The sequence below is a fragment of the Serratia sp. SM04 genome (assembly GCF_040280225.1).
In the GTDB taxonomy this organism is placed as follows: Bacteria; Pseudomonadota; Gammaproteobacteria; order Enterobacterales; family Enterobacteriaceae; genus Serratia; species Serratia sarumanii.
Map to the genome: position 1 here is coordinate 1 of NZ_JBEOQT010000009.1, position 17,368 is coordinate 17,368.

15 protein-coding genes and 1 tRNA gene are annotated in these 17,368 nt (G+C 55.4%); 4 read left to right on the forward strand and 12 right to left on the reverse strand.

What is annotated here, in order from left to right; translation table 11 throughout:
• Positions 1-146: ABC-type transport auxiliary lipoprotein family protein (locus ABTW55_RS13255; RefSeq protein ID WP_170310510.1), on the forward strand; the 146-nt coding region annotated here is incomplete at its 5' end.
• Positions 147-468: 322 nt separating this feature from the next.
• Here the strand turns inward: ABTW55_RS13255 and ABTW55_RS13260 are convergent.
• From ABTW55_RS13260 to ABTW55_RS13280, 5 genes are all read right to left on the reverse strand, one after another.
• Positions 469-1,110: a MarC family NAAT transporter gene (locus ABTW55_RS13260; RefSeq protein WP_060423864.1), complete on the reverse strand. Its 642-nt coding sequence runs from the start codon at positions 1,108-1,110 to the stop codon at positions 469-471.
• A 51-nt stretch (positions 1,111-1,161) separates the two neighbouring features.
• Complete coding sequence (locus ABTW55_RS13265) at positions 1,162-4,215, reverse strand: efflux RND transporter permease subunit (RefSeq protein WP_060423861.1); 3,054 nt, start codon at positions 4,213-4,215, stop codon at positions 1,162-1,164.
• A complete protein-coding gene (locus tag ABTW55_RS13270) occupies positions 4,215-5,336 on the reverse strand; it encodes an efflux RND transporter periplasmic adaptor subunit (RefSeq protein ID WP_060423858.1) in 1,122 nt (373 codons plus the stop codon). The genes ABTW55_RS13265 and ABTW55_RS13270 overlap by 1 nt, the downstream gene beginning before the upstream one ends.
• Before the next feature lie 79 nt (positions 5,337-5,415).
• On the reverse strand, positions 5,416-6,600 hold the full coding sequence (locus tag ABTW55_RS13275; RefSeq protein ID WP_060423855.1) for an ATP-binding protein: 1,185 nt from the start codon (positions 6,598-6,600) through the stop codon (positions 5,416-5,418).
• Complete coding sequence (locus tag ABTW55_RS13280) at positions 6,597-7,292, reverse strand: response regulator transcription factor (RefSeq protein WP_060423852.1); 696 nt, start codon at positions 7,290-7,292, stop codon at positions 6,597-6,599. The genes ABTW55_RS13275 and ABTW55_RS13280 overlap by 4 nt, the downstream gene beginning before the upstream one ends.
• Positions 7,293-7,602: 310 nt before the next feature.
• Here ABTW55_RS13280 and ABTW55_RS13285 point away from each other — a divergent pair, with 310 nt between their 5' ends.
• Positions 7,603-8,010, forward strand: a complete 408-nt coding sequence (locus ABTW55_RS13285) for a helix-turn-helix domain-containing protein (protein ID WP_046897666.1) — start codon at positions 7,603-7,605, stop codon at positions 8,008-8,010.
• A gap of 317 nt (positions 8,011-8,327) precedes the next feature.
• Here the strand turns inward: ABTW55_RS13285 and ABTW55_RS13290 are convergent.
• From ABTW55_RS13290 to gpt, 6 genes are all read right to left on the reverse strand, one after another.
• Positions 8,328-8,403, reverse strand: a tRNA-Thr gene (locus ABTW55_RS13290).
• A 181-nt stretch (positions 8,404-8,584) separates the two neighbouring features.
• On the reverse strand, positions 8,585-9,838 hold the full coding sequence (gene proA, locus ABTW55_RS13295) for a glutamate-5-semialdehyde dehydrogenase (RefSeq protein ID WP_060423849.1): 1,254 nt from the start codon (positions 9,836-9,838) through the stop codon (positions 8,585-8,587).
• Positions 9,839-9,847: 9 nt separating this feature from the next.
• Positions 9,848-10,951, reverse strand: a complete 1,104-nt coding sequence (proB, locus tag ABTW55_RS13300; protein WP_033637217.1) for a glutamate 5-kinase — start codon at positions 10,949-10,951, stop codon at positions 9,848-9,850.
• A gap of 116 nt (positions 10,952-11,067) precedes the next feature.
• On the reverse strand, positions 11,068-11,469 hold the full coding sequence (gene crl / locus ABTW55_RS13305) for a sigma factor-binding protein Crl (RefSeq protein ID WP_004930258.1): 402 nt from the start codon (positions 11,467-11,469) through the stop codon (positions 11,068-11,070).
• Positions 11,470-11,529: 60 nt separating this feature from the next.
• Complete coding sequence (gene frsA / locus ABTW55_RS13310) at positions 11,530-12,777, reverse strand: esterase FrsA (RefSeq protein ID WP_041033496.1); 1,248 nt, start codon at positions 12,775-12,777, stop codon at positions 11,530-11,532.
• 141 nt (positions 12,778-12,918) lie between these two features.
• A complete protein-coding gene (gene gpt, locus ABTW55_RS13315) occupies positions 12,919-13,377 on the reverse strand; it encodes a xanthine phosphoribosyltransferase (protein WP_033637215.1) in 459 nt (152 codons plus the stop codon).
• Between the two features lie 339 nt (positions 13,378-13,716).
• Between gpt and pepD the strand changes: the two genes are divergently transcribed.
• The gene (gene pepD / locus ABTW55_RS13320) at positions 13,717-15,177 is read left to right on the forward strand and encodes a beta-Ala-His dipeptidase (protein WP_033649935.1); all 1,461 of its coding nucleotides are present in this window, start codon (positions 13,717-13,719) and stop codon (positions 15,175-15,177) included.
• Between the two features lie 42 nt (positions 15,178-15,219).
• Here pepD and dinB read toward each other — a convergent pair whose 3' ends face one another.
• Positions 15,220-16,281 carry a DNA polymerase IV gene (gene dinB, locus ABTW55_RS13325; RefSeq protein ID WP_060423844.1) on the reverse strand — a complete coding sequence of 354 codons (1,062 nt, stop codon included), beginning with the start codon at positions 16,279-16,281 and terminating at the stop codon, positions 15,220-15,222.
• A gap of 183 nt (positions 16,282-16,464) precedes the next feature.
• On the opposite strand from dinB, the gene ABTW55_RS13330 reads away from it, so the two are divergent.
• On the forward strand, positions 16,465-17,358 hold the full coding sequence (locus tag ABTW55_RS13330; protein ID WP_060423841.1) for a glycerophosphodiester phosphodiesterase family protein: 894 nt from the start codon (positions 16,465-16,467) through the stop codon (positions 17,356-17,358).
• The last annotated feature ends 10 nt before the right edge of the window (positions 17,359-17,368 follow it).

Sequence of the window (17,368 nt, forward strand, 5' to 3'; positions counted from 1 at the left end):
TGCTGAACCGCCAGGGGCGCTTGATCAAACGGCCTTTCAGCCTGGAATTGAAACAGGGCGAGGACGGCTATGATGCCCTGGTGCGCACCCTGGCGCAGGGCTGGCAGCAGGAAGCTCAGGCTATCGCCAAAGTGCTGTCCCCCTGAAATGGCAATCAACAGCCATAATGCACCGATGGCGGCTTATGGTGATGGGATCAGATTCGGGATTAGGCCTGTTGACGACGCACCAGAATAAAAGAAAAAGTAAAAAAAGTTCCCACCTTACTTGGGAACTTTTTGATAAAAAAACAATAGCATGACGACAGTCATTACCACCGGCGCTCACAGCATTGTCCATGCAAAAAAAGCTTTATGGCAGCCAAGAGCATCAGAGCATTATCAGAACTGATATAAATATAAGGTTTTAGATATTATTCTCGTCTGATATGCGCAACTTCACGCATATCAGACACTGAAGCGTTCACGTTTATTGCATTGTGACGAGCTCAATGACGCCATTTATAACAAACTGAACCCCCATACAGACCAGCAGGAATCCCATCACTCGGGAAATAGCATCGATTCCCGATGTTCCTACAAGCTTCATAACACCCAGTGACGCCCGCAGAGACACCCATAAAATCAGAGAAATAGCTATCGCAATCAGGGGGGGCGCGGTATAGGCGACCCACAAATCCAGATGCGATGTTTCAGCGCTGAATGTCGACGCGGCACTGATCAACATAGCAATGGTACCCGGGCCTGCCGTACTGGGCATTGCCAAGGGGATAAATGCTATATTTTTGGTTTTTCCCTTCTCGCCACTTTGAGGCTTATTCACATCCTGCGGAAACAGCATGTTAAACCCAATAAAGGCAACGATCATTCCCCCTGCAATTCGTAACCCCGGAATGGATATGCCAAAGGTATTAATAACAGCCTTACCGGCATACCATGCAACCATCATAATCACAAAGACATAGAAAGCTGCCATAGCTGACTGCTTCTTTTTTTCTTGTTCAGACATGTCGCCTGAAAGCCCAAGAAAAAGAGCCACAGTGGTCAATGGGTTTACCAGCGGCAGTAATAAAACCAACCCTAGCCCAATAAGTTTAAATAACTCAAACATCTGCCCACCTCCTTTTTAAGACTCCCCCGGAGTTATCTCCGGGGGTAAGTTCTATCGAGACTTCTCCCATTGCAGAACGGCGCTGATGGCAGCCGGCAATACCGTCAGGGTAAATAGGGTGGCAACAAATAGCCCACCAATAATGGCATAGGCCATAGGCCCCCAAAATACCTGATGCGCTATAGGTATCATCCCTAATATTGCTGCACAAGCCGTCAAGAGTATCGGTCTGGAACGATGCAGTGACGCCTCGACGATCGCCTCAGTATTATCCGCACCTTGCGCCCTGTTTATTTCCACTTCTTCAATAAGGATCACGGCATTGCGGATAATCATCCCCGCCAACGCAATCACGCCAAGAATCGCGACAAACCCCATCGGTGTTCCGGTGGGTAACATGGCAGCGACAACGCCAATCAAACCGAAGGGGGCAATCAACAGCGCCAGCATCATGCGTGAGAAACTACGCAACTGCACCATCAGCAAGATGAGCATCACCAATAAGGTCACAGGTAGAACGGCGAATACTGAACGGTTGCCTTTCATGGCTTCAATGACGCTTCCCCCCTCGGTAATGTGATATCCCGGTGGCAGACTTTTGCGTAATTCATCGACAACAGGCGCTAAACTCTTGGATACGCCGGACGCATTCAGCCCTGGCGCAATATCCGTTTGCACCGTAATGAAAGGCTCTCGTTGCCGCCGCCACTGAATAGGTTCGGCCAACGTATAGCCTATCGTTGCGATCTGCTTTAATGGCACAACGCGTCCATCGGCCGTCGTTAATTGCAAATCCGCGACGGTTTCAATGTCTCTCCGCGTATTTTCCGAAGCTCGCAGCACAACGTTAACCTGGCGGTTTCTGTCCCTGATCGTCGTCACAGCGGAACCGGAATACATTTCAGCAAGGGCGCTGGCGACATCCTGAGAACTTAATCCCAAGGCTCTCGCTTCCGTCTGATTAAGCGTAATATAGAGTTCTCGTTGCGGTTCTCCCGCAGTTAGGTTGACCTCTCTTGTCTGTGGGTTGTTGCCGAATTTCGCCGCCAACTCCATGGATATCTCACGTATTTTGGTCAAATCCGGGCCGGAAACGCGATATTTCAACGGCCAACCTACCGGGGGCCCCAGCTCCAACGGTGAAGCTCGCGTAACAAGATGGCCGAAATCTTTTTGCAGAATTTTTTCAAGCCTGGACTTCACCGCGTCACGCTCTTCAAGTCCCTTGGTGACCACGACCAATTGAGCGATATTTTCGTTATCAAGCAACAGGTCCATCGGCAAATAAAACCGCACGGCACCCGATCCAACGTACGTCGTAAAATGATCAATATCGGGATCCTTCTTGAGGATTTCCTCCAAGCGAATGGCTTCCCTCGCCGTATCTTCCTGCACGGCATTTCTCGGCAGAGTCAGACTGACGAGTAACTCCGGCCTGTCAGAAGCGGGAAAGAACTCTTCTTCCATATGCGAGGATCCGATAAAAGCAATGGCCAGCAACAGAACCGCCACGATGCCGGTCATCCCTCGGCGCTTAAGGATATATCGCAATACACTTTCGTACTTTTGCATGACTTTACCTTTACCGTGGGCGTGTTCCTTCATCACCTTAGGTAAAAGCCACACGCCTATCAGCGGTGAAAAAAGTACGGCAACAATCCAGGAGTTGATAAGTGAAATCAGCACCACCATGAACAGAGAATAACAGTACTCCCCCGCACTCGACGTTGCGAAACCGACCGGGATAAAACCGGCGATCATGACCAATGTGCCGGTCAGCATCGGGAAAGCCGTCGTCGTCCAGGCTTTTGTCGCCGCCTTTTTGACAGGGTCTCCTTTCTCCAGGCGCGACATCATGATCTCTACCGTGATCATGGCATCATCGACCAGCAACCCCAGCGCAATAATTAACGCACCGAGGGAGATGCGCTGTATGCCTATGCCGGCAATTTCCATACCGATAAATGTCATGGCCAGCACCAGCGGAATGGATGCTGCAACCACTAACCCGGCACGAGTGCCTAATGACAAGAAAGACACAGCCAGCACAATGACAACCGCCTCAAGGAGCACTTTCATAAAGCTCCCCACCGCGTCATGCACCACCGTCGACTGATCGGCCACTTTCAGCACGTTGATACCCGCAGGCAAGCGGCTGGAGATATCATCCATCTTTTCGTTAAGCGCTTTGCCGAAATCCAGCATATTGCCTGTCGGGGCCATGGAGATGGCCAGGCCAATCGCCGACTCCCCGTTAACCCTGAAGGCCGGCGTCGGCGGATCGACCGCCTCGCGAGAGATGGTCGCAATATCCGTCAGAGGAACGAATTTATCCTGAATATGCAGTGTCAGCTGTTTGAGGCTTTCTTCCGATGCGAAAGCGCCGCTGACTCTCAACATGACTTTATCTTTGTCGGTTCTGATTTCTCCCGCCGGAGTCACGGCGTTTTGCGCGCTGATGGCGTTCTTGATTTGGTCGAGCGTCAGCCCCATGCCCGCAATTTTCTGCGGTGAGAATGATAAGATGACCTGCTCTTCTTTTACGCCCAGCAGGTTCACTTTCCCGACGTCTGGCAGCGTTAAGACGTCCGTGCGAACTTTATCAACCAGATCGCGCAGTTCGCGCTCGCTGAATCCTTCACGCGTAAAGCCATAAATGGTGCCGTAGGTATCATCAAATTCATCGTTGACGGCAGGTGAACTGACGCCGGCAGGAAGCTGAGGGGAAACGTCCTTTATTTTTTTCCTGACCGTATACCACAGTTCTTTGACTTTCTCCGGCGGCGTATTATCACGCAGATAGATAAAAATAACCGACTCGCCGGGCCGGCTGTAACTCTCCAAATAATCAAGATAAGGAACTTCCTGAAGTTTCTTCTCCAACGGATCGGTCACGAAATTGACGGTATCCTCCACAGAAGCCCCAGGCCAACTCGCGGAAACCACCGCCGTTTTAATGGTAAACGCCGGATCTTCATTACGCGGCAAGTTGTAATAGCTCATCACCCCGGCAATGGTGAGAACCAACATAAAAAAGGCAACCAGTTGCTGATTGGCAAGCGCCCAGGCAGACAGGTTAAACTTCTCGGGTTCAGAGGCATTCATCAGAATTTATCCTCCAAACTCACTTTCTCCCCAGGCCGTAACTTACTCACGCCGGCGATCACCACCTTGTCGCCAGGTTTGAGGCCATCAGCAATAAACACGTCCTCGGAGCTATAGCGGATAACGTTAACTTTGCGCAATGCCAAGGTTAATGTATCCGGTTGAACAATTAAAACGGCAGGATCCGCGCCATCACGGGTCAACGCAGACGCCGGCAGAACAAACGCAGCCTGCCCCGGGATCACGATACTTCCCTGCACCGTCGCGCCCAAAGCCATTTTCTCTGGAGGGTTCGGCAGCGAGACTCTGACTCGCCAGGTCCGCGTCTGCTTATCCGCCTGTGGATTCACATCTCGGATCACGCCCTCAGTCACGACGGAAGGATCGGAAAGCAGCGCAATCTTGACTTTATTATCGGAAAGATTGCTGTACAAAATAGCTTCTGGAACGTCAAATACGGCATCCACTCCCTGATTGAGTGAGAGCGTAACGACCCCCTGCCCTGCGCTGACAGTTTGGCCAGGGTTCAGGTTAACCGAAGTCACTACGCCATCCGACGGCGCAACCAGACGGGTGTAACCCAATTGCTCCTGAGCGATTTTCAAATTCGATTGAGCAGAGACGCGTTTTGCCGCAGCGACTTCAAGATTGACCTTAGCCTCATCAACCTGAGCCTGCGCGATAGCGCCGGTTTTGATCAATGATTGCAGCCTCCTGAAATTGAGAGCAGCCAGGCGCTCTGAAGAAACGGCACCGGCCAGTTCGGCCTGCGCACTGCGCACCTGACTCTCGTTATTTCTGGGCTCCAACGTCGCGATCGTTTGCCCCGCCTTTAATTTGTCCCCCACATCGACTGGGCGGCTGAGGAGCCGGCCGTCAATGCGAAACGAGAGCTGAGACTCCTCATGGGGGCGAATTTCTCCGGTATGCTTTATTAAGACTCCGCCAACCGGATTATCGACGACAAGCGTTCGTACGGAACGTGTAGGCACCTCCTGTGTCTGTGCTTTATCATCACATCCCGCCAAAAAAACGAACAGGGGAATAATAAACAGTTTCCAATATTGAAATAGAAACACGCTCTTGACCGTACTTATTAACCTGAACAAACCTACTGACATAAGACATTCTCCTGATAGTCTGTCGAAGAATTAAACCTTTTTTATGTGTAGATTTAGTCCATGTTTTTTCAAGGAATCATCAAGACTCTATTTTCATTGGAAGAATTAGTTGAAATAGCATCCCACCGTCAGGATGATTCTGAGCACTGAGACTGCCGCCGTGCTCCCGACTTATCGCCATGGCGATAGAAAGCCCAAGCCCACTCCCCCCCAGATTTCTCGATCGAGAACTTTCTTCCCGTGAAAAACGCTCGAACATCAAAGGTAAAAACGCTTCACTGACGCCCGGACCATAATCACGAAAACAGACGACAACCTCATTATTAAAATGATTAACCGTGATTGTCAGTTTCTTGCCGGAATACGCGTAGCGCATTGCATTTTTTATGAGAATCGTAACAACTTGCCCAATTCGGAATGGATCGGCGTAGACGAATACGGGAGCAGGACTTTCAAATTCAATCGTGAAATCTTCCTGAGAAACTTCAGCCTTTAGCCATTGCAAACGCTCCTGAATCAACTCGCACAAATTAACGTGGTATTTTTCTAATGATAACGCCCCGGCTTGCGACAAGGACAGCGTTTGAAGATCATCAATAAGGCGATTTAGGCTGGTCAAGGGCTGCATGACCAGATTTAACTGATGCTTGTCCGGCTCAAAAACGCCATCCATAATTCCCTGAAGGCGTGCGATTGAAGCCGTCAACGGCGAGCGTAATTCATGCGCCATAGCGATATGAGAAGCACGCAACTCCCCTTCATAATAAGTCAGTTTTTTGGTCATCTCATTGAAATCGTGAGTTAGAGTAAGAAGTTCTTCCGGCGCTTTCTCTTCTAATTTTGCTTGCACAGAGAAATCTCCCTCCGCGACTTTTCTCGCGGCAGCGACCAGGTAGGAAAATTGCTTCGCCAACGGCCGCGACATATAGAGCCCCAGTAAGACCATGAGAGGTATGGCGACAACCACCAAAATAGCCAGCATAATCCAATCCCCCGACGTGATCGATGGATTAGCAAAGTCAATGCCATACCAGTAGTGAAAAAGGCTATAAAATCTATATAAATCTTCATTGGGATTATTAAGCAAGTACAGGAATTCCTTTCGGACATCCGCCGGCATTTCATGATATAAAACCCAGGTACTATAAATGGCATAGCGCAACCACATACAGAGTGCAATAATAACAACCACCCCGACAGACTGGGAAATTACCCTCACGCAAATCCACTTCCAAAGCGAAACTCTTTTGCTTTTTTTATTCATTTATTCCAATACCTGTAGCCCATCGCTCTAACGGTCAGCAGTACATCATTCACCCCTACCGAATTGAGCTTTTTGCGCAAGTTATAAATATGCGTATCGACAACCCGCTCAAATGCATCACTTTCCGGCAGACACATATTTAACAATGTTTGGCGGGAAAATGCTCTTTTTGGCGCACGCATTAGCACAGATAACAATAAAAATTCAGTCGGCGTAAGATCAACTGCAATTTTAATGTTTTCAGCGGGGCAGACGTGAACCAGCATCGCCTCTTCATCAAGTTCTACCGGGCCACAAATAATAAGCTCAGATTTTATATTTAAAGCAGTCGCTCTTCTCAGCACAGCATGAACCCGAGCAACGACCTCTCCCGGGTTATAGGGTTTCACGATGTAATCATCAACGCCGTGCCTCAACGAGGAGATCTTATCCTGAATCTCGCCGATTGCCGTCACCATGATGACCGGCACATCACTCTTTCTACGCACACGTGCCAATATTTCATTGCCATTTATCCCCGGTAGCATGACATCTAATAAAACCAAGTCAGGTTGCCAGGAAAAAACCATCTCAAGCCCTTTAACACCATCGCCTACCTTAGCAACGGCAAAGCACTCTCTTTTTAGATAAGCTTCCAGGACTTCTGCAGCATGCATATCGTCCTCGATGATTAAAATTCTTTTTTCTTCCATATATTAACCTGCTATTCAGTCACGCTAACCAAGTAAGAACAATATAATAAAGTTTAGCACTTTTTTATTTAAAGAATAAACAAAAAACGACGATAGTACATATCAGGCGATTAAAAATAAAGTCAGCATGACTTCATTCAAAATCGGCTCGACAAAAAAACGAAATAATAACATTGAAATTCAAATAGTTACCTGCGGAGTAGCATTAACCCGAAAATAAAAAAACAGAAATTGATAACATCTTGACAAAGTTAAGCAATAATCGAGATTTAAATAACGCCAACAGGTGAAGATATCGGGAGCCGATGCAATGGAAATGAGCAAAATTGAACAGTCTAGAATATTTATTAATAGCGTTATCAATCTGTTGGAAATGCATCTCAAGCAACCGGTAAACATCATCAACCTGATTGATAAAACTGGATATTCCAGATGGTATGTTCAACGTAAGTTCTGCGCTTTGGCCGGCATATCGATGAAGTCTTACATCAGGTCAAGGAAAATGACAGAGGCGGCGAAAATGATTTTATCTACAGACAGGAAGATCATAGACATTGCACTTGAATATGGTTATCTGGAACAGCAGGCTTTCTGTCGCATCTTTAAAAACCACTATGGCGTTTCCCCTACGATGTTTCGCAAAATGAATAAGCCACGTGAAGACATTTGGATATCGGCTAAAACAGTGCTTGTAAAATTTACAAACAATGGGAAATAAAATTGAGGGCGTAACGAAGTTACAACATGTTGCCAGCGAAACAGGATGTGATTAATCAGCGCATGTTTGTGACAAAAAGAAAAATAACCCATTGTTTTTTATTTAGAATACCTTTTCTCTAACAATCAGCTCAATAAATTAGCAACATCTAGAGCCAATGAATAACTTTCCTTGATTATACAATCAACGACATTTTCTGTCGCCAGCCAAACGCGATCTTATTCGCATAGTTCCAACTTGGTGGTTTTCTCAAATACATCATGATGCGACTGCATTTTATAATTATTTTGCTTTCTCGAATGTCTGGGATATTGAGATGGTGCCGATAATAGGAGTCGAACCTACGACCTTCGCATTACGAATGCGCTGCTCTACCAACTGAGCTATATCGGCATCGAACCGGGCCTGCGGGGCAAGCCGGAAGTGCGTTGAACAAGGTAGACCTGCGCGCGAAATGAGTCAATAGCCGCCGGGGCGTTTGGTTGTTTTGCAAGCAGTGATACTGCCGTGCCCCCCAAAAACACTCAGGGCGCAGCACGCTGCGCCCTGACGTCTTTATGACCGCAATCCGGCCTTAGCTGCGCACCAGATCGTCGCCGTAGCCAATCCACTTGTAGGTGGTCAGCGCGTCCAGGCCCATCGGGCCGCGGGCGTGCAGTTTCTGGGTGCTCACCGCCACTTCCGCGCCCAGGCCGAACTGGCCGCCGTCGGTGAAGCGGGTGCTGGCGTTGACGTACACCGCCGAAGAGTCCACCGCGCGCACGAAGTGCTCGGCGCTGCTCAGCGAACGGGTGAGGATCGCGTCGGAGTGGTTGGTGCCGTGGGTGCGGATGTGGTCGATGGCCTGATCGATATCGTCCACCAGCAACACGTTCAGATCCAGCGACAGCCATTCGTCGTCGTAATCCTCCGCGTTCACCGGCACCACCGTCGCCGGGCCGCCCTGCAGCAGCGGCAGCGCGTTTTCCGCCGCGTGCAGCGTCACGCCCGCCGCCGCCATTTTGGCGCTCAGCGCCGGCAGGAACTCGGCGGCGATGCTGCGGTTCACCAGCAGCGTTTCTAGCGAGTTACAGGCGCTCGGGCGCTGGATCTTGGCGTTTTCAATGACCGCCAGCGCCTTGTCGAAATCGACGTCGGCATCCACGTAGGTGTGACACACGCCGATGCCGCCGGTGATCACCGGGATGGTCGATTGCTCGCGGCACAGCTTGTGCAGGCCGGCGCCGCCGCGCGGGATCAGCATGTCGACATAGCGATCCAGGCGCAGCAGCTCGTTCACCAGCGCGCGATCCGGGCTGTCGATCGCCTGTACCGCCGCCGCCGGCAGGCCGCACTGTTCCAGCGCCTGCTGGATCACTTTCACCGTCGCCTGGTTGGTGTTGTGCGTCTCTTTACCGCCGCGCAGGATCACCGCGTTGCCGGTTTTCAGGCACAGGCTGGCGACGTCGATGGTGACGTTGGGGCGCGCCTCGTAAATCACGCCGATCACGCCGAGCGGCACCCGACGGCGCTCCAGCTTCAGCCCGCTGTCCAGCAGGTTGCCGTCCAGCACGTGGCCGACCGGATCGTTCAGGCGGCACACCTGGCGCACGTCGTTGGCGATCGCCGCCAGCCGCGCCGGGGTCAGCAGCAGGCGATCGAGCAGCGCTTCGCTCATGCCGGTGGCGCGCGCCTGCGCCATGTCTTGTTCGTTCGCCAACAGGATCGCTTCGCTGTTGGCCTCCAGCCTGTCGGCCATCACCGACAGCACCTGATTCTTCTTCGCCGTGCTCAGCACCGCCAGCTGCCAGGAGGCCTGCTTGGCGGCCTTCCCCATCTGCTCCAGCATGCTCACTCCTTAACTGACAATCATATCGTCGCGGTGCACTGCCACCGGACCGTATTCATAACCGAGGATTTCGCTGATTTCCTGCGAGTGGTGCCCGGCGATCATGCGCATCGCGTCGCTGTTGTAGCGGCTGACGCCGTGCGCCAGATCGCGCCCCGCCAGGTTGCGGATGCGGATCACTTCGCCGCGCGAGAAGTCGCCCTTCACGTCGCGAATGCCCTTCGGCAGCAGCGAACTGCCGCGTGCCATCATCGCTTCCACCGCGCCATCGTCAACGGTGATCTCGCCGGCCGGCGGCGCGCCAAAGATCCAGCGTTTGCGGTTTTCCAACGGGGTTTCCAGCGCGTGGAAACGGGTACCCACCGGTTTGCCTTCGATCACGTCCGCCACCACGCCCGGCTTGCTGCCCGCGGCGATCACCACGTCGATGCCGGCGCGGCAGGCCACGTCGGCCGCCTGCAGCTTGGTGCCCATGCCGCCTGTGCCCAGGCCGGAGACGCTGTCGCCGGCGATGGCGCGCAGCGCGTCATCGATGCCGTGCACTTCACGGATCAGTTCGGCCTGCGGGTTGTTGCGCGGATCGGCGGTGTAGAGGCCCTGCTGATCGGTCAGCAGCAGCAGTTTGTCGGCCCCGGCCAGAATGGCCGCCAGCGCCGACAGGTTATCGTTGTCGCCCACCTTGATTTCGGCGGTGGCGACGGCGTCGTTCTCATTGATTACCGGCACGATGCGGTTGTCCAGCAGCGCCGTCATGGTGTCGCGCGCGTTGAGGAAGCGCTCGCGGTCTTCCAGATCGGCGCGCGTCAGCAGCATCTGCCCGACGTGGATGCCGTAAATGGAAAACAGCTGTTCCCATAGCTGGATCAGGCGGCTCTGCCCCACCGCCGCCAGCAGCTGCTTGGAAGCGATGGTGGCGGGCAGCTCGGGGTAGCCCAGGTGTTCGCGCCCGGCGGCGATGGCGCCGGAGGTGACGATGACGATGCGGTGGCCCGCGGCGTGTTGCTGCGCGCACTGGCGCACCAATTCGACGATGTGGGCGCGGTTCAGACGCAACGATCCGCCGGTCAACACGCTGGTGCCCAATTTCACAACCAATGTCTGGCTGCCGTTCATAGTATTTCTGCCGTGTGTAATGATGAGAAGAAGAGTGCAAAGGTCTTTGTAACAGGAGAGACGCGTTATGCCAACAGGCACAACGCGAAATCAGCACAATACGTGGTCAAACGGGGTCAGGCGGAGAGTTTGATCAGTTTTTCTTTGAAATCGTCGGCGGGTTCCAGCCCCAGTTCCATGGTCGCCAGCAGCTCGCCCAGGCGGCGATGGAAGTCGCGCAGGGTGTCTTCCAGCTTGGCGTTCACTTCATCATCCTTAATGTTTTGCGCCGTCCAGTCGCCTTCTTTGTCGAACAGGCCGAATTGGTACGAATAGGTGAAGCGCGCCTCTTCCGCCTGCAGCTCCATCCACCAGCCCCAGAACTCGCGCTTCTCCGGAGCGGGCTTTACATTGACGCAGACGGCCAAACAATCAAAGAAAAAACGGTCGTTTTCACATTGCCCTTCACGCAGGTACGGCCCCAAGCTGGCAAAACGTTTCATTAGTCGGCTTTTAGGGTGACCACTCGGTAACGTCATTCTCTAACCTCCTCAATGTAGACCACTCTTTTTAACAAACTGTTAAAATTTAGCAACTAATTAACGCATTTTGTCCTTCAGCCAGCCGGACATTTGCAGCAACGCCCGGTGGAAACTGTCGTAAACCGGGGTGCGTGGGATGGCGACCAGCTTGCCGCTCACCGAGGAGGTGACGATCAGCTGCGACTCCTCTTTCGGGCTGAGCGTATCGCGCTCCCAGTAGCCGGAGATCATCGGCGTCGGGCAACGGCGCCCCAGCAGCCCCTGCATTTTCAGCGAGTAGCTGTTCAGCTCCACCTTCAGCACGTTGTCGGAGGCGTTGGCCATGCCCATGCGGCTAGCCAGCACGTCCATATACATGTCCGGTACGTTCAGCTGGGTGCTGCTGTCGCACAGCAGGCGATGCACCACCGGCCCCAGGCAGGCTACGCCGCGCAGCCGCTGCGGCTCCAGGTAGGCCAGCCGCACCGCCACGTTGGCGCCGAAGCGGAAGCCGAAGGCACTCACCCGCTGATGATCCACCCACGGCACCGAGGCCAGCTGGATCAGCACCTGCTGGTGCAGGTAGCTGGAATCCTGCGTCAGCTTCCATTTGCAGGAGGAGCCGATCGACGGCATGTCGAGCGTCAGCATGGCGATGCCGTGCGGCGCCAGGTAGTCGCGGAACAGGCGATGATAGTCGGTCTGCAGCGTATCGAGGCTGCCGCACATCAGCACCGTCGGGAACGGCGCTTCGCCCTTCTCCGGCATGTGCAGGAAGCCGGTGACGCTACCGCCGCCTTCGATGCGGAACTCCAGCTCTTTCAACTGATACGGCAGCAGCAGCGCCGCCTCTTCGTACGCGCGGTTGGCGAGCATCTCCGCCTGTTCGGCCAGCTCGTCGCCCTTCAGGTGCGGGTAACCGGCGATGCTGTACAGGCTCGCGGCCTTCAGCCAGTATTGGCCGCCGAGCAGCGGATCCTGCTGCTCCGTCGCCCGCTGCTGCCACTGCATGCCCTGATGGATCCACTCGTAGATCCAGTTGCCGTTGCGGTAGCCCACCACGGTATCCAGCCGCTGCGGATTGCTGCGTTCGGCGTCGGAGGCGGCGATGCGCGCCAGCACTTCGTGGATTTCGATCGGGCTGACGCCGCGCCAGGCCCACAGCAGCGGATTCAGCATGCGGTACCAGCTGCCGGTGGTGTCGCCTTCCAATGCGGAATGCATGGCGGCGCTCACTTTGTTGCGCGCGCGCAGCACCAGCGTCGAGGTTTCAGGGTGTTTGAATTTGGGCTTGAAAAGAATTTCAGAAAGGTTGGCCTGTGCCATGGTAACAACAGCCTCCGTAAATCTGGCGATAGGCCGCAAAAGGCCTACTTAACTGGAGGTAGTGTACCTAACTCTGGCGGGAGAAACCAAAATAACGCAAACGCCCGGCATAACCGGGCGTTGAGTTGGAACTGGCTGGGCTTAGCGGCCGCCGATAGGAGGAACGAAGCTGACGCCCATATCCCACGGCTGTTCGATCCAGGTGTCCTGCGGAATGTCGACCACGTAGTCGTCCACCAGCGGACGGCCCGCCGGTTTGGCGAAGATGGTGACGAAATGCGCTTTCGGGTACATATCGCGGATCGCTTTCGCGGTGCCGCCGGTATCCACCAAATCATCCACCACGATGAAGCCTTCACCGTCGCCTTCGGCGCGCTTGAGCACTTTCATTTCGCGCTGGTTGTCATGGTCGTAGCTGGAAATGCAGACGGTATCCACATGGCGGATACCCAGTTCGCGCGCCAGCAGAGCCGCCGGCACCAGGCCGCCGCGGCTTACGGCAATGATGCCCGTCCATTTGTCGGCAGGCAGCAGGCGGTGCGCCAGCTTGCGTGCGTGCATTTGCAGCATATCCCAGGTAACAACGTATTTTTCGCTCATAGAATCGTGTCCCAGCCGGCTGGTGAAGCGGCTTACTTTATAGTTCAGGGGAAAAAAGGTTGCGCGAGATTATAGAGACTGGCCGCGTTGAATTCCAGTTGTACCGAGGAAAACCTCGCGATTTCCGCCGTGCGGCTTTTCGGTGATTGATGCTGAAAAAGCGAACGTTCCCGCAGCGAAGCCGTGTGATCAAGCGCTTAAACCGCACAATACGGTGCGCGCACCGCCGGAAATAAAGTGATATTCTCTGGTGATCGTGCCACGACGCACAGATACCCGCTCACCTTAACCGCGCGGCACGCCCGTCCTGTCGGAGCCTGCCGTCACAGGAGACTTATAGTGTCTGAATTGTCTCAGCTTTCGCCACAGCCGCTGTGGGATATTTTCGCCAAGATCTGTTCTATCCCGCACCCTTCTTATCATGAAGAAGCGCTGGCGCAGCACATCCTCACCTGGGCCAAAGAAAAGAACCTGCACGCCGAGCGCGATCGGGTCGGCAATATCCTGCTGCGCAAGCCGGCCACCAAAGGCATGGAAAATCGCAAGCCGGTCGCGCTGCAGGCGCACCTGGACATGGTGCCGCAAAAGAATAACGACACCGTGCACGACTTTGCCAAGGATCCGATCCAGCCTTATATCGCCGGCGAGTGGGTGAAAGCGCGCGGCACCACGCTGGGCGCCGACAACGGCATCGGCATGGCCTCTGCCCTGGCGGTGCTGGCCGACGACAGCGTTGAGCACGGCCCACTGGAAGTGCTGCTGACCATGACCGAAGAGGCCGGCATGGACGGCGCCTTCGGGCTGCAGCCGAACTGGCTGCAGGCGGATATCCTGATCAATACCGACTCCGAAGAAGAAGGCGAAATCTACATGGGTTGCGCCGGCGGTATCGACTTCATCACTACCCTGCCGCTGCAGCGCGAAGCGGTGCCGGCCGGTTATCAAACCCTGAAGCTGACCCTCAAGGGCCTGAAAGGCGGCCACTCCGGCGCCGAGATCCACGTCGGTCTGGGCAACGCCAACAAGCTGCTGGCGCGCTTCCTGTTCGCCCATGCGGCGGCGCTGAACCTGCGCGTGCTGGATCTGAACGGCGGCACCCTGCGCAACGCCATCCCGCGTGAAGCCTCTGCGGTGGTTGCGGTGCCGGCGGACAAGGCCGACGCGCTGAAAGCGCTGAGCCAGGAGTTCCTGGCGGTGCTGCAGAACGAACTCTCCGCCAAAGAGAAGAACATCACCGTGCTGCTGGAGCCGACCACCAGCGCTTCGCAGGCGCTGAGCGCCGACAGCCAGCAGCGCTTCCTGGCGCTGCTGAACGGTACGCCGAACGGCGTGATCCGCATGAGCGACGCGGTAAAAGGCGTGGTGGAAACCTCGCTGAACGTCGGCGTGGTCACCACCAGCGAAAACGAAGCGGAAATCATCTGCCTGATCCGCTCGCTGATCGACAGCGGCAAAGACTACGTGGTCGAGATGCTGACCGCGCTGGGCCAGCTGGCCGGCGCCAAGGTGGCGCCGAAGGGCGGCTACCCGGGCTGGCAGCCGGACGCCGATTCGCCGGTGATGCACCTGGTGCGCGAGCTGTATCAGGAGCTGTTCGACAAGACGCCGAACATCATGGTGATCCACGCCGGCCTGGAATGCGGTCTGTTCAAAAAGCCGTATCCAAACATGGACATGGTATCGATCGGGCCAACCATCACCGGCCCGCACTCGCCGGATGAGCAAGTGCATATCGAAAGCGTCGGTCTGTACTGGAAGCTGCTGACCTCGCTGCTGAAAGCGATCCCTGAGCGCGCATAAGCCGCGCGCTTAACGCAAAAAGCCGGCGACTTGCCGGCTTTTTTATTCCCAAGGCAGCGCCAGCTGCCGCTCCAGCTGCGGATCGAGCAGCGTCACATGCAGCCCCACCAGCCGCACGCCGCGCCCTTCGCGCCGCTCGCGCCACGCCTGCCGCGCCACCTCCAGCAAATCCTGCCGGTTCAGCACCGGGAACACGTGCTCCTGGGTGGTTTGCTGAAAATCCTGAAACTTCAGCTTCACGCCCTGCCGGGCGATGTGCAGATCCGGCTTCACCTTGCGCAGTCGCATCTCCAGCTCGGGATAGAGTTTGTCGATAATCAGCGTTTCGCAGTCTTCCCAGTCGTGAATGTCTTCCGCCAGCGTGCGCTCCACCCCCACCGATTTGCGCAGCCGCTCCGCCGAGATTTCGCGCCGATCGATGCCCTGGCACCGCTCCCACAGCACCCGGCCGAATTTGCCGAAGCGCTTGAGCAGCTGCGCCAAATCGTATTGCTGCACGTCGGCGCAGGTGATAAGCCCCACCTCTTCCAGCCGCTTGGCGGTCACCTTGCCGACGCCGGGGATCTTGCTGAGCGGCAGCTGTTGCAAAAACGCCGGCACCTGCGCCGGCGTGATCACGTATTGCCCGTTCGGCTTGTTTATCTCGGAGGCGATTTTGGCGAGAAACTTGATCGGCGCAACGCCGGCCGAGGCGGTGAGGTTCAGTTCGTCGGCGATCGCCTGGCGGATCTCCTGGGCGATCAGCGTTGCCGAGCCATTGCATTGCGGGCTGTCGGTCACGTCGAGGTAGGCTTCATCGAGCGACAGCGGCTCGATCAGCGGAGTATACCGGGCGAAGATTTCGCGGATATGCAGCGAGGCCTCTTTGTAGGCCGCCATGCGCCCCGGCAACAGGGTGAGGTGCGGGCACAGCTTGAGCGCCATTGCCGTGGACATGGCGCTGTGTACGCCGTAGCGCCGCGCCGGGTAGTTGGCGGTGCTGATCACCCCGCGGCGATCGGCGCTGCCGCCAATCGCCAGCGGGATATCGCGCAGGCTGGGATCGTCGCGCATTTCCACCGCCGCGAAGAAGCAGTCCATATCGACATGAATGATTTTACGCATCGCACCCTCCAGTAACACTGTATAAGTATACAGTCAGATACCGAAAGCTCAAGGCCGCAGGATTCGACGAAAGCACCGTTTCCGCCAGATATTTCCGCGTTGTTAAAAAAGCTTAATTTTTCAATAGTATGATTTCCGCCATCCCGTGCGGCTCACCACAACGATAACGACAAGGTACCCTACATGATCAGATTTTCTTATTTGCTGCTGGCTTCCGCGCTGTCGCTGAGCGCGCTGGCGGCCAGCGCTGCCGGTCACGCGCCGGCGATCGTCGCCCACCGCGGCGGCACCGCCGATGCGCCGGAGAACACCCGCATCGCCATCGAAACCGCGCTGAAAAACGGCGCCGACGCCATCTGGATCACCCTGCAAGAATCCAAAGACGGCGTCATCGTGCTGTATCGCCCTTCGGATCTGAAAGCGTTGACCAACCGGCAGGGCCCGGTCTCTGCCTATACCGCCGCGCAGCTGGCCGAGACCGACGCCGGCTGGGCCTTCGCCAGGGGAGATGCGCACCCGTTCCGCGGCCAGGGCATCGGCATTCCGCGGCTGGACGACGTGCTTAAAGCGTTTCCGCACGTCACCTTCTATCTGGACATCAAATCCCCGGACGCCGATCCGGCGCAGTTTGGCCGGGCGCTGCTGGCGACGCTGGAAAGCACCGACAGCCTGAACCGCATCCGCGTCTACTCTACCGACGCCAAATACCTGCAGGCGCTGCCGCCGGCCATCCCGCGCTTCGAAAGCCGCGACGAGACCCGCACGCTGCTGGCCAACGTCACCATGGCGCACCAGTGCGACGTCAAACCGGACAACCGCCAGCCGCGCTGGTACGGGCTGGAGCTGAAGCGCGAGGTGGAAGTGGTGGAGAAATATACCCTCGGCGAAGGGCGTTCGAAGGCGTTTCTGACCTGGGATAAAGAGTCGATGGACTGTTTCCGCTCGCAGGGCCCGGCGCACATCATCCTGTTCGGCGTCAACTCGCCGCAGGATTATCAGCAGGCGCTGGCGTTGGGCGCCGACGGCGTGATGGTCAACTCACCGGCCGAGGCAAAAAGCTTCCGCAAGGCGAAGTAAAAAACCCGGC

Bases quoted from the DNA above. Each gene is read 5' to 3' on its own strand.
- ABTW55_RS13260 (WP_060423864.1), bottom strand. From the start codon at position 1,110: ATGTTTGAGTTATTTAAACTTATTGGGCTAGGGTTGGTTTTATTACTG.
- ABTW55_RS13265 (WP_060423861.1), bottom strand. From the start codon at position 4,215: ATGAATGCCTCTGAACCCGAGAAGTTTAACCTGTCTGCCTGGGCGCTT.
- ABTW55_RS13270 (WP_060423858.1), bottom strand. From the start codon at position 5,336: ATGTCAGTAGGTTTGTTCAGGTTAATAAGTACGGTCAAGAGCGTGTTT.
- ABTW55_RS13275 (WP_060423855.1), bottom strand. From the start codon at position 6,600: ATGAATAAAAAAAGCAAAAGAGTTTCGCTTTGGAAGTGGATTTGCGTG.
- ABTW55_RS13280 (WP_060423852.1), bottom strand. From the start codon at position 7,292: ATGGAAGAAAAAAGAATTTTAATCATCGAGGACGATATGCATGCTGCA.
- ABTW55_RS13285 (WP_046897666.1), top strand. From the start codon at position 7,603: ATGGAAATGAGCAAAATTGAACAGTCTAGAATATTTATTAATAGCGTT.
- proA (WP_060423849.1), bottom strand. From the start codon at position 9,838: ATGCTGGAGCAGATGGGGAAGGCCGCCAAGCAGGCCTCCTGGCAGCTG.
- proB (WP_033637217.1), bottom strand. From the start codon at position 10,951: ATGAACGGCAGCCAGACATTGGTTGTGAAATTGGGCACCAGCGTGTTG.
- crl (WP_004930258.1), bottom strand. From the start codon at position 11,469: ATGACGTTACCGAGTGGTCACCCTAAAAGCCGACTAATGAAACGTTTT.
- frsA (WP_041033496.1), bottom strand. From the start codon at position 12,777: ATGGCACAGGCCAACCTTTCTGAAATTCTTTTCAAGCCCAAATTCAAA.
- gpt (WP_033637215.1), bottom strand. From the start codon at position 13,377: ATGAGCGAAAAATACGTTGTTACCTGGGATATGCTGCAAATGCACGCA.
- dinB (WP_060423844.1), bottom strand. From the start codon at position 16,281: ATGCGTAAAATCATTCATGTCGATATGGACTGCTTCTTCGCGGCGGTG.
- ABTW55_RS13330 (WP_060423841.1), top strand. From the start codon at position 16,465: ATGATCAGATTTTCTTATTTGCTGCTGGCTTCCGCGCTGTCGCTGAGC.